The following is a 14,735-nucleotide window of genomic DNA, read 5'->3' on the forward strand; positions in this document are numbered from 1 at the left end:
TTGTCGCAATACCAATTGGTTAAGCAAGGGTTAATGTGATGTAGGAGTCCTGTTATGATTGAAGACCGCGGCGTTGAACCTTCCGAAACCATGATCGAAACTGCTGAGGACGAAGGGCGCAACGACGCGATCCTGATGGCCCAGGCTGACACAGGTTCCGGCTCTCCCGTTTCTTCATCCCCTGACGAGGGCCCCGCTGAAATCAGTGTTGTGGTTCCGGATTCGCAGAACCGGGTCACCCTGCGCGAGACGGCCAGCATCGAGGATATCAGACTCGACGGCAGTGATCTGCTTCTGGTTCAGCCGGACGGTTCCCAGATCCGGGTTGTCGGCGGCGCGCTCAATCTTCCTACATTTGTCATTGGCGACATCGAGATCCCGCAGGAAGTGCTGGTTGCGGCGCTTGACACCAACGGCTTCAATGTCGCGGCAGGACCCGGCAACACGCTTTCGGTCTCGCCCCAGGCGCCGGCCGGTTCGGGCGGAGAATTCCAGGATTCAACCGGTGCGTCGATCGCCGGTGACGGGCCGCAGACATTGGGACTGCTCGGCAATACCGAGGACGGCTCCGGTCAGCAGGCGGGCGCCACAACGCTTGACGGCATCGGCAATGACGGTCCTGACCTGACGGGCGGCAATGTGTCCGGGGCGATCGTGGAATCGGATGACAATCCCGGCGGGACGGATGCGGACCCGGTTGCCGCGACAGGCTCGATCAGTTTCCTCGATCTTGATTTCGGCATGACCCGCACCGCGGAAATCACCTCGCGCAGCGTGGTCTCGCAGGCGCTGGCCGGTGGAGTCACCCTGTCTCCGGCGCAATTGCAGGCCCTGCTTGACGGCTTCAGCCTGGATTCGATCGGCGGCATCACTGTCGAGTCGACCACGGAAGCAGGCGGATCCATCGACTGGACCTATGCGGTTGGCAATGAATCGGTGGATTTCCTCGCGGCCGGCGAAACCATCGTGCTGTCCTTCGATGTCCAGATCAATGACGGCACATTTTCCTCGGTGCAGGCGGTGGCAATCACCATCACCGGCACCAATGACCAGCCGGTGATCGAGGCAAGCTCCGTTCTTGCCGATGACATCACCGAGCAGGACGACATCACCGGTGCGTCCACGCCGCTGACGGCCTCCGGCCAGATCGACTTCTCCGACGTCGATGTGACCGACGAGCACTCCACCAGCAAGGATTTCGTCTCGGCCGTGTGGAGCAATGGCGACACCGCGATTGCCGATCCGGGCACGCTGGTCATCGATGCTGTCGACCAGGGTGCCGACACAGCCGGCTGGACCTATACGGTCGCCGACAATGCGCTTGATTTCCTCGCAAACGGCGAGACGCTGATCGTCACCTACGACGTGACGGTTGAAGACGACAGCCTGACCGGCAATGCCGCTTCGGCCACGCGCCAGATCGTCGTCACCATCACCGGCACCAATGACCAGCCGGTGATCGAGACAAGCTCCGTTCTTGCCGATGACATCACCGAGCAGGACGACACCACCGGTGCGTCCACGCCGTTGACGGCCTCCGGCCAGATCGACTTCTCCGACGTCGATGTGACCGACGAGCACTCCACCAGCCAGGATTTCGTCTCGGCCGTGTGGAGCAATGGCGACACCGCGATTGCCGATCCGGGCACGCTGGTCATCGATGCTGTCGACCAGGGCGCCGACACGGCCGGCTGGACCTATACGGTCGCCGACAATGCGCTTGATTTCCTCGCAAACGGCGAGACGCTGATCGTCACCTACGACGTGACGGTTGAAGACGACAGCCTGACCGGCAATGCCGCTTCGGCGACGCGCCAGATCGTCGTCACCATCACCGGCACCAATGACCAGCCGGTGATCGAGACAAGCTCCGTTCTTGCCGATGACATCACCGAGCAGGACGACACCACCGGTGCGTCCACGCCGCTGACGGCCTCCGGCCAGATCGACTTCTCCGATGTCGATGTGACCGACGAGCACTCCACCAGCCAGGACTTCGTCTCGGCCGTGTGGAGCAATGGCGACACCGCGATTGCCGATCCGGGCACGCTGGTCATCGACGCTGTCGACCAGGGCGCCGACACGGCCGGCTGGACCTATACGGTCGCCGACAATGCGCTTGATTTCCTCGCAAACGGCGAGACGCTGATCGTCACCTACGACGTGACGGTTGAAGACGACAGCCTGACCGGCAATGCCGCTTCGGCCACGCGCCAGATCGTCGTCACCATCACCGGCACCAATGACCAGCCGGTGATCGAGACAAGCTCCGTTCTTGCCGATGACATCACCGAGCAGGACGACACCACCGGTGCGTCCACGCCGTTGACGGCCTCCGGCCAGATCGACTTCTCCGACGTCGATGTGACCGACGAGCACTCCACCAGCCAGGATTTCGTCTCGGCCGTGTGGAGCAATGGCGACACCGCGATTGCCGATCCGGGCACGCTGGTCATCGATGCTGTCGACCAGGGCGCCGACACGGCCGGCTGGACCTATACGGTCGCCGACAATGCGCTTGATTTCCTCGCAAACGGCGAGACGCTGATCGTCACCTACGACGTGACGGTTGAAGACGACAGCCTGACCGGCAATGCCGCTTCGGCGACGCGCCAGATCGTCGTCACCATCACCGGCACCAATGACCAGCCGGTGATCGAGACAAGCTCCGTTCTTGCCGATGACATCACCGAGCAGGACGACACCACCGGTGCGTCCACGCCGCTGACGGCCTCCGGCCAGATCGACTTCTCCGATGTCGATGTGACCGACGAGCACTCCACCAGCCAGGACTTCGTCTCGGCCGTGTGGAGCAATGGCGACACCGCGATTGCCGATCCGGGCACGCTGGTCATCGACGCTGTCGACCAGGGCGCCGACACGGCCGGCTGGACCTATACGGTCGCCGACAATGCGCTTGATTTCCTCGCAAACGGCGAGACGCTGATCGTCACCTACGACGTGACGGTTGAAGACGACAGCCTGACCGGCAATGCCGCTTCGGCGACGCGCCAGATCGTCGTCACCATCACCGGCACCAATGACCAGCCGGTGATCGAGACAAGCTCCGTTCTTGCCGATGACATCACCGAGCAGGACGACACCACCGGTGCGTCCACGCCGTTGACGGCCTCCGGCCAGATCGACTTCTCCGACGTCGATGTGACCGACGAGCACTCCACCAGCAAGGATTTCGTCTCGGCCGTGTGGAGCAATGGCGACACCGCGATTGCCGATCCGGGCACGCTGGTCATCGATGCTGTCGACCAGGGCGCCGACACAGCCGGCTGGACCTATACGGTCGCCGACAATGCGCTTGATTTCCTCGCAAACGGCGAGACGCTGATCGTCACCTACGACGTGACGGTTGAAGACGACAGCCTGACCGGCAATGCCGCTTCGGCCACGCGCCAGATCGTCGTCACCATCACCGGCACCAATGACCAGCCGGTGATCGAGACAAGCTCCGTTCTTGCCGATGACATCACCGAGCAGGACGACACCACCGGTGCGTTCACGCCGCTGACGGCCTCCGGCCAGATCGACTTCTCCGACGTCGATGTGACCGACGAGCACTCCACCAGCAAGGATTTCGTCTCGGCCGTGTGGAGCAATGGCGACACCGCGATTGCCGATCCGGGCACGCTGGTCATCGATGCAGTCGACCAGGGCGCCGACACAGCCGGCTGGACCTATACGGTCGCCGACAATGCGCTTGATTTCCTCGCAAACGGCGAGACGCTGATCGTCACCTACGACGTGACGGTTGAAGACGACAGCCTGACCGGCAATGCCGCTTCGGCCACGCGTCAGATCGTCGTCACCATCACCGGCACCAATGACCAGCCGGTGATCGAGACAAGCTCCGTTCTTGCCGATGACATCACCGAGCAGGACGACACCACCGGTGCGTCCACGCCGCTGACGGCCTCCGGCCAGATCGACTTCTCCGACGTCGATGTGACCGACGAGCACTCCACCAGCAAGGATTTCGTCTCGGCCGTGTGGAGCAATGGCGACACCGCGATTGCCGATCCGGGCACGCTGGTCATCGATGCTGTCGACCAGGGCGCCGACACAGCCGGCTGGACCTATACGGTCGCCGACAATGCGCTTGATTTCCTCGCAAACGGCGAGACGCTGATCGTCACCTACGACGTGACGGTTGAAGACGACAGCCTGACCGGCAATGCCGCTTCGGCCACGCGCCAGATCGTCGTCACCATCACCGGCACCAATGACCAGCCGGTGATCGAGACCATCGTCGCGGATGGCAGCCTGACGGAAGTGGCGGGCACCGGCACGGGCACAGCGGAGCTGTCCGATAGCGGCACAATCACGATCTCCGATGTTGACGACACAGACGAGGTGACGATTTCGTACATCTCGAACAACGATATGGTCTGGTCGGGCGGCGTGACCGGTGCAGTCACCGACGACCAGCTGAGCGCGACGCAGATCCAGAATCTGGTCGACGGCTTCGAGCTCAATGACAGGTCGGCGCTGGCGATCGACGACGTGACCAACACGGTGTCGAGCGGCTGGACCTATTCGACGTCGGAAGACCTCAACTTCCTGGCTGCCGGAGAGACGCTCAAATTCAGCTATGACGTGACGGCGACCGACGACAGCACCCGCCCCAATGCGGCCTCAGCTGTCCGGACGGTGACGATCACCATCACCGGCACCAATGACCAGCCCGTGATCGATACGATCACGACGGGCGCAGCATTGACCGAAGATGCCTTTGGCGGAGAACTGTCCACTCCACGCATCAATGAGATTCACTACGACAATACCGGAACCGATGCCGGCGAGTTCATTGAGATTCGGGTGGCTGCCGGTGAAGACGTCTCCGGCATGCTCATCGAGCTCTACACCGGCGCTCCGACCATGCGCTCGGTCTATGCTTCGACGTCCGTCGCCGGCTTGACCAAGACAAGCGACGGCACTTTTGATTATTACGTGTGGGAGCATGCAGGCATTCAGAATGGTTCGCCAGACGGACTTGCACTGTCAGACAGCGGCACCGTTATCGAATTCATCAGCTATGAGGGCAGCTTCACCGCTGCCAATGGCACCGCTGCCGGTCTGGTTTCCACCGATATCGGCGTCCGTGAAACCGGGTCAACACCCCTGGGTGCGTCGCTGCAGCGTGTCGGCGATGCGCTGACCGAATGGGTTCGCTCGACATCCGAGACACCGGGTGCCGCCAATGAGAGCGACGGGATCCTGTCCGCCCTCGGCACGATCACGATCTCCGATCTTGACGACACCGACGAGGTGACGCTGTCCGAAACTTCGAACAATGACCTCGTCTGGTCGGGCGGAACCATCACCGATGCCGAGCTGGATGCAACGCAGATTCAGAACCTGATCAATGGCTTCGTGCTTGATGATGACCTGACAGCCCTGGCGATCGACGATGCAACCAATACGGTGTCGAGCGGCTGGAGCTATTCGACGTCTGAAGACCTCAACTTCCTGGCTGCCGGCGAAACGCTGACATTCAGCTACCAGGTGATAGCGACCGACAACAGCACTTCCCTCGATGCGGCTTCGGCGGCCCGGACGGTGACCATCACCATCACCGGCACCAATGATGATCCTGTCATTTCCGGTGGACCTGTCCTTGTCGAATTCAATGAAGCGGTCGACGTGGCCGGCGCCGCCTCTAAGGGGGACCTGACCGGCGGCTCGTTTATCGGCAGCCTGGCCTTCAATGATGTCGATGTGACCGATATCCCGAAGATTTCGCTGCTGTCAGTCACGGCAAGCGGCAAGACCGGCACCCACACCACAGCGGAATTCGAGGCGCTGATGAGCCTGCTCGGATCGGTTTCCTCGACCGGCACGACGACCGGCGGCAGCATCAACTGGTCCTTCAATGCCGGCAGCACCAACGATGATTTCTTCGATTACCTCAAGACGGGTGAATTTGTTGAAATCGCCTATGTGGTTCAGGTTGATGACGAAAAGGGCGGCGTCGCGCAGGAGACCATCACGGTCAGGGTCAACGGCGCCGATGACGTATTGTTCACCACCAGTGGCGAGACCGTCGACCTCAGGATTCTGACCGCGGCTGACGCGCAGGACGAAAATTACCTCAACGCCCTGGGCGGCCGTGATGTCGTCTACCTGCCTGATTCGGACGATGTCCTGGCTTCAGAATACGGACCCGGCAACGTCTTCAACGCCGGAGGTGGCCGCGACACGGTTTACGGCGGCAACATGAATGACACCGTCCGGGGCGGCGGCGGCCGGGATCTGATCTATGGTGGCGCCGGAGACGATGACCTGGGCGGCAACGCCAATGCCGATGAGCTGCACGGCGGCACCGGTGACGACAAGCTGTCCGGTGGTGCCGGCGCCGACCGGTTGTTTGGCGACGAGGACAATGACGAACTGACCGGCGGCAGGGGCAGCGATCTGCTCGACGGCGGCACCGGAACCGACACTGCGGTCTACAATCGGGCGGTCACGCCGGACATGGTCACCTTTGTCGACGATGCCGATGCGGCGACCGCCGGCAATCAGGTCGGCTGGACGGTCACGACCGGCAGTCGGGAGGGCACCGACGGACTGATCGAGATCGAAATCATCCAGCATGCCGATGGCAATATTCTGCTGGTCGGCAATGGCGGATTTGACAGCCTGCAGGCCGCGGTTGACGCGGCCCGGGACGGCGACATCATCATGATCGCGCCCGGCACCTATGTCGGCGATACCAATGTCGACAAGGCAGTCACCATCCTGGGCCCCAATGCGGGCATTGCCGGCAATGGCACGCGCTCCGGCGAAGCGGTGATCGAGGGTCAGATCACGGTCTCGGCTGCGGCCGGCAAGGTCGTCATCGACGGCATCGAGGTCTCCAACACCAGCGACCGGGCCACCGAATTCGATGGCGTGACCGTCACCGGCGGTGCCGATGTCACGGTGCAGAACAGCGTCTTCGCCTCCACCAGCGGCGAGAAGGCAAACAACGACCAGGCGATCTATCTTGCTTCGACCGCCACCGGCGCCATCACCATTGACGGCAATGATTTCGGCGGCATCATCCACGGTCACTACAACGAGAGCTGGAACCCGGCGATCCAGTCGGCTGCGCCCGGCACCCATCTGTCCATCACCAACAACAGCTTCACCTCCGTCGGCGCTGCGATCAAGCTCGTCGCCTATGACGATGCGACCGGTTCGATCTCCGGCAATGTCATGACCACGGTGGCCTATGGCCTGCAGATCGACGCGATCAGCGGCGGTCCGGACGTGACCAGCATCACCGGCAACGAATTCTACAATGTCATCACCGACATCGCCTTCGGCAATGTCGCCGCCGACATCACCATCGATCTGGGCGCAACGGGCAATTTCTCGGTCACCGGCACCGGCAATTCCGACCTGAAGATCACCACCGGCAGCGGCAATGATACGGTCACCGGCACCAGCGGCGTCGACACCATCCGGGGCAATGGCGGCGACGACACCTTTGTTGCCACCGGCGGCAATGACAGCTTCACCGGCGGCGAGACCGGCGAGACCGCGGGTATCGGCGATACCGTGGTCTATGCCGGCAACCGCGAGGGCTACGATCTGACGCTGGTCACCGATGCCAATGGCTTTGTCATCGACATCAGCCAGGTCAGGGATATCGCGCCGCTTGCCGATGGCGACACCGGCACCGACAGCCTGTCGGAAATCGAGATCCTGTCCTTTGGCGATGCGACCATCAATCTTGCTCACACCGTGCAGCTGTTTGATGGCGCCGGCGTCCTGATTGCCTCCTTCGAGACCATCCAGGAAGCCGTCGATGCCTCCGCTTTCCGCGGCACCACCGATGATCTCATCCGGCTTGCGGAAGGAACCTATTCCGATGCTGTGCTCATCGGGCATTCCGTCACCATCGTCGGTCCCAATGATGGCGACCCGGCGTCCCTCGGCCGCACCGGCGAAGCTGTCATCAGCGGTGAGATCACCGTCAATTCGCTCGCAGCAATCGATGTGGTGCTGGATGGCGTGCGTCTTGAAAAGCCCGCGGGCCAGCCATCCCTGACTGTCCAGGGAAATGCCAGCGTCAGCGTTGAAAACAGCGTTGTCTACCACCCGAACAACCCCAATGGCGGCGTCGGCATCCAGGTCGACGCGGCGGCAACCGGCGCAATCAGGATCGTCGACAATGCCTTTGGCGGTGCCGGCGGCGGCGCGGGCGGCGCGCATTACGGCGTCAACTGGTCCTGGGCCATCCAGTCGGATGCAACCGGCCTGGCTGATCTGACCATTGCCGGCAATGACTTTACCAGCGGACATAACGGCATTCATCTTGCGGTCTTCGATGCCGGCAACGCGCCCGACAACACTCCGTGGACTGTCTCCGACAACACCTTCTTCAAGGTGGTCAACGCCATCAGGATCGACGCGATTGTCAACGGCCCCGAGCTGACAACACTCGAAGACAACAGCTTCACCAACGTGCTGACCGAGTTCAACTTCGCCGCGGTTACGACCGACATCGTGTTCAATGCCGGCGGCAATCCGGATGGTGATGGTCAGACCAATGTGGCCATCGGCAAGCCGATGAACATTCTTGGCGGCAGCGGCGATGACCAACTGACCGGAACCGCAGGGCGCGACACCATCAGTGGCAATGCCGGCAATGACGTTCTGTCCGGCGGTGCCGGCGATGACGAGTTGTTCGGCGGTTCCGACGATGACACGCTCACCGGCGGATCGGGCAAGAACCTGCTCGACGGCGGTGCAGGCACCGACACGGCGGATTACTCCTCCGAGGACGAGGGCACCTATGTGCGCCTCGATGCCGGCTGGAAGACCGATCTTTCGACCAAGCCCCTCTACAACTGGGTCGATCTGAACGCTGCGATCGCGGCGAACGCGGTCGATCATGACAAGTTGGTCAGCATCGAGAACGTCACCGGTTCCGACCATGTCGACCTGATCGTCGGCAATTCGGGCGACAACGTCATTGACGGCGGCGCCGGCAATGACCGGCTGTCCGGCCTGGCCGGCGCAGACACGCTGATTGGCGGCACCGGCAATGATTTCCTCGATGGCGGCACCGGCGATGACAGATTGTTCGGCGGCACCGACAATGACACGCTCACCGGCGGATCGGGCAAGAACCTGCTCGACGGCGGTGCAGGCACCGACACGGCGGATTACTCATCCGAGGACGAGGGCACCTATGTGCGCCTCGATGCCGGCTGGAAGACCGATCTTTCGACCAAGCCCCTCTACAACTGGGTCGATCTGAACGCGGCGATCGCGGCGAACGCGGTCGATCATGACAAGTTGATCAGTATCGAGAACGTCACCGGTTCCGACCATGTCGACCTGATCGTCGGCAATTCGGGCGACAACGTCATTGACGGCGGCGCCGGCAATGACCGGCTGTCCGGCCTGGCCGGCGCAGACACGCTGATTGGCGGTACGGGCAATGATTTCCTCGATGGCGGCACCGGCGATGACAGATTGTTCGGCGGCGCCGACAATGACACGCTGGTCGGCGGCACCGGCAGCGACCTGCTCGATGGCGGCGACGGCATCGACACGGCCAACTACGCTGCCGACAGCGGCGGCGTCTATGTGCAACTGGGTCAGGGCTGGGCCACATCCCGCCTGGTGCAGCAGTCCTACGGCACCTTTGCAGCGCTGAAGAATGCGGTCGACAACGATCTGGCCGAACATGACGATCTGGTCAGCATCGAGAACGTGACCGGAACGGCTTACGCCGACATCATCAATGGCAGCAGCGGCGACAATGTCCTCAAGGGCGGCGCCGGTGGCGACTGGATCCAGGCCGGAGACGGCAACGACAAGCTCTATGGTGAGGATGGCAACGACACGCTGGTCGGCGGCACCGGCAGCGACCTGCTCGATGGCGGCGACGGCATCGACACGGCCAACTACGCTGCCGACAGCGGCGGCGTCTATGTGCAACTGGGTCAGGGCTGGGCCACATCCCGCCTGGTGCAGCAGTCCTACGGCACCTTTGCGGCGCTGAAGAATGCGGTCGACAATGATCTGGCCGAACATAACGATCTGGTCAGCATCGAGAACGTGACCGGCACGGCTTACGCCGACATCATCAATGGCAGCAGCGGCGACAATGTCCTCAAGGGCGGCGCCGGTGGCGACTGGATCCAGGCAGGTGCGGGCAACGACAAGCTCTATGGCGAAGACGGCAATGACACGCTGGTCGGCGGCACCGGCAGCGATCTGCTCGATGGCGGCGACGGCATCGACACCGCCAACTACGCTGCCGACAGCGGCGGCGTCTATGTGCAACTGGGTCAGGGCTGGGCAACGTCCCGCCTGGTGCAGCAGTCCTACGGCACCTTTGCAGCGCTGAAGAATGCGGTCGACAACGATCTGGCCGAACATGACGATCTGGTCAGCATCGAGAACGTGACCGGAACGGCTTACGCCGACATCATCAATGGCAGCAGCGGCGACAATGTCCTCAAGGGCGGCGCCGGTGGCGACTGGATCCAGGCCGGAGACGGCAACGACAAGCTCTATGGTGAGGATGGCAATGACACGCTGGTCGGCGGCACCGGCAGCGACCTGCTCGATGGCGGCGACGGCATCGACACCGCCAACTACGCTGCCGACAGCGGCGGCGTCTATGTGCAACTGGGTCAGGGCTGGGCAACATCCCGCCTGGTGCAGCAGTTCTACGGCACCTTTGCGGCGCTGAAGAATGCGGTCGACAATGATCTGGCCGAACATGACGATCTGGTCAGCATCGAGAATGTGACCGGCACGGCCTATGCCGACATCATCAATGGCAGCAGCGGCGACAATGTGCTCAAGGGCGGAGCCGGCGGCGACTGGATCCAGGCCGGAGACGGCAATGATGAGCTTCATGGCGAGGACGGCAACGACACGCTGGTCGGCGGCACTGGCGATGACAAATTGTTCGGCGGCGCTGACAATGACAGGCTCATGGCAGGGTCGGGCAAGAACCTGGTCGACGGCGGCGCAGGCACCGACACGGCGGATTACTCTTCCGAGGACGAGGGCACCTATGTGCGTCTCGACGCCGGCTGGAAGACCGATCTTTCGACCAAGCCTCTCTATAACTGGGTCGATCTGAACGCGGCGATCGCGGCGAACGCGGTCGATCATGACAAGTTGATCAGCGTCGAGAACATCACCGGCTCCGATTATGTCGACCTGATTGTCGGCAATTCCGGCGACAACGTCATTGACGGCGGCGACGGCAATGACCGGCTGTCCGGCCTGGCCGGCGCCGACATGCTGATTGGCGGTCTGGGCAATGATTTCCTCGAAGGCGGCGCCGGCATCGACAGCGTCCATGGTGGCGCGGGCAATGACCGCATCTCCTGGAAAGTGGGAGAAGGCTCCGACACGGTTGATGGCGGTGCGGACGAAGACACTCTCGAACTGGCATCGACGGCAGCGGGCCAGACCATCACGCTGAATGCGGTTTCCGGCACTCCGGGTTTCACCGCCACATCCGGCGCCGATACGGTCTCGGTCGAAAATGTCGAAGAGGTCAAGGTCGACTTCACGGCCGGCAGCGGAACGCTGAACATCACGGGCGACTTCGCAACCTCCGGCGTCAACACCTCGACCATTGAATTTGAAGGCGGATCGGGCAACGACACGGTCGACGGCTCAACCATGGTCCACTCGGCGGGCGGATCCGACGTGCGCATTGTTGCCCATGGCAATGACGGCAATGACGAATTGCGCGGCGGCACCGGCAACGACCAGCTTTTCGGTGGCGAGGGCAATGATGTTCTCAACGGCGGCGATGGCGACGACTTCCTTTCAGGCGGCGCAGGCAATGATCGCATGGGTGGCGGCGGCGACGCCGGCAGTGACGTCATCGTCGGCGGAACAGGCAATGACACAATCTATCTGACCAAGGGTGTCGACACGATCTATGGCAATGAACAGGATCTCGGCACGCCCTCGAATGTTCACGCCGTCGACACTGAAAACGACATTGCGATCATTCAGGGATCAGCATCCGGCTTCTCTGTCACAAGAGGCAGCGATGGCAGCTGGGTCGTTCAGCAGAACGGCACCACCAACGTGTCGACGCTGTATGGCATCGAAACCATCCAGTATTCCGGCACCGGAGCCGATCTTGACCTGACTGCCGATGTGTTCGTGTTCAATACCGCCAATGAACTGGTCGGTACCTACTCGACGATTTCGGCCGGTATCATCGCGGCAGCAACCGGTTACACCGTGGAAGTGCATGCCGGCACCTATAATGAGAACCTGACGATCGACAAATCGATCAACCTGGTCTCGACCGATGGCCGCGATGTGACGATCATCGACGGCATCAATGCCGGCTCCGAGCTCGGAACGATCGAGATCGACCCGAATGTCGACAATGTCACCATCGGCGGAACCGGTCAGGGCTTCACAATCCGCGGGATCAACGGAAATGGCGCCGTCGAAAAGGCGGCGATCTATCTCCAGGGAGGTCATGACGGCATCGTCATCAAGGGCAACGACATCGTTGCACGCGGCGATTCCGGCATCACGTCGGAAACTGCTTATGCGGTGACCAACACGCTGATCGATGGCAACATCATCTCTGGGCAGACCTTCGAGGGGACAAATCCGTCCGGAATTGGCTTTGGGACCCAGTTCGATGTCGGCAACAATGTGCCGCGCCAGCTTGTCGTCATGGGCAATGGCAACAATGCGGCGCCTTCCAGCCACAACATCACCTTCTCCAACAACCAGGTGACCGGCACGGCCGGTGGTGTCAGCTCGGATGACGGCGTTTCAGCCCAGGGCAATGCGCTCGTCACCATTGATGCGGCGGACTCGTTCATCACCGGCAACATTTTCACCGGCTTTACCGATCGCTACGGCGTGGCCGTGCGGGCACGTGGTCCGAATACGGATGTCGAAAACAACACGCTCGATCACACCGGCAACGGCAACAGCCGTGGCATGGAGATCGTCAACCACGGTGCACCGGGCGCCTATGGCGGCAATGTGTTGACCGGCGGTGCTGATGGCGAACTGATTTACACCATGACCCCGGGTTCCGATCTGCTCAATGGCAATGGCGGCAACGACATCCTCAATGGCGGTGGCGGCAACGACATCATCAACGGCGGCGAAGGCGATGACACCATCATCGGCGGGACCGGCAATGATGATCTGCATGGCGGTGACGGCACCGACACGGTGGTCTTCACCGGCTCGGTGAGGGACTACAATTTCCAGCATTATCCGGGCTTCACGCTGGTCACCGACAGCCGCGTCAACGGCGATGGCCAGACAAAGGTGTTCAAGGATGTCGAAAAGTTCGAGTTCAGCGAAGGCACCTTCACCCTGGACCGTGGCCACAACGCGGTGGACGCACTCGTTGCTCCGGATGGACAGCGGACCCTGCTGCTCGGCTTCAACAACAACGATGCACTGACAGGCGGCAACAGCGATGATGCGCTTGTCGGCGGCAATGGCGTGGATGTGCTCAACGGCGGCGGCGGCAATGATCTGCTTATTGGCGGCGCCGATGATGACAGGCTGATCGGCGGGACCGGCAATGATGATCTGCATGGCGGTGACGGCACCGACACGGCGGTCTTCACCGGCTCGGTGCGGGACTACAATTTCCAGCATTATCCGGGCTTCACGCTGGTCACCGACAGCCGCGTCAACGGCGATGGCCAGACCAAGGTGTTCAAGGATGTCGAAAAGTTCGAGTTCAGCGAAGGCACCTTCACCCTGGACCGTGGCCACAACGCCGTGGACACACTCGTTGCTCCGGATGGACAACGGACCCTGCTGCTCGGCTTCAACGACAACGATGCACTGACAGGCGGCAACAGCGATGATGCGCTTGTTGGCGGCAATGGCGTGGATGTGCTCAACGGCGGCGGCGGCAATGATCTGCTTATTGGCGGCGCCGATGATGACAGGCTGATCGGCGGGACCGGCAATGATGATCTTCATGGCGGTGACGGCACCGACACGGCGGTCTTCACCGGCTCGGTGGGAGATTATAATTTCCAGCACTATGGAAGCTTCACGCAGGTCACCGACAGCCGCGTGAATAGCGATGGTCTGACCAAGGTGTTCACGGATGTCGAAAAGTTCGAGTTCAGCGAAGGCACCTTCACCCTGGACCGTGGCCATAACGCCGTGGACGCACTCGTTGCTCCGGATGGACAACGGACCCTGCTGCTCGGCTTCAACGACGACGATGCACTGACAGGCGGCAACAGCGATGATGCGCTTGTCGGCGGCAATGGCGTGGATGTGCTCAACGGCGGCGGCGGAGATGACTCGCTGTTTGGCAGTCTTGGCGAGGACATCCTCAACGGCGGTGCGGGCTTCGATATCCTGTCCGGTGGCGGCGGGGCTGATACCTTTGTCTTCGATGCCGATGCGCTGGCCGATGTCGATCTGAGCATTCTCGACCTGATCGCCGACTACAATTTCGATGATGGCGATGTCGTCGATCTGTCGGAGCTTCTCGGCGCGGAGGACGTTCCCGCCGACGGAGCCGGATATGTCCAAATGAACGGCGACGTTCTGGAAGTCGATGTCGATGGGTCCGGTCCGGCCGGTTTCGTGCAGATCGCCGAATTCGTTCCGGGCACGGATGCACTGCGCATCCTGGTTGATGATGACGCAGCCTCGACACCCGTGATCATCTGATAAGATGTGTCGGTCCCCGAACCCTGACCGGTTCGGGGACCGTATCGTGTCACGGA

General features: G+C 61.8%; 1 protein-coding gene. It reads left to right on the forward strand.

Annotation, left to right across the window (positions count from 1 at the left end; all coding sequences use genetic code 11):
* Positions 1-54 precede the first annotated feature (54 nt).
* Positions 55-14,679: a VCBS domain-containing protein gene (locus tag OEG82_RS24200; RefSeq protein ID WP_324288931.1), complete on the forward strand. Its 14,625-nt coding sequence runs from the start codon at positions 55-57 to the stop codon at positions 14,677-14,679.
* The last annotated feature ends 56 nt before the right edge of the window (positions 14,680-14,735 follow it).

Source organism: Hoeflea ulvae (assembly GCF_026619435.1).
Taxonomy (GTDB): Bacteria; Pseudomonadota; Alphaproteobacteria; order Rhizobiales; family Rhizobiaceae; genus Hoeflea; species Hoeflea ulvae.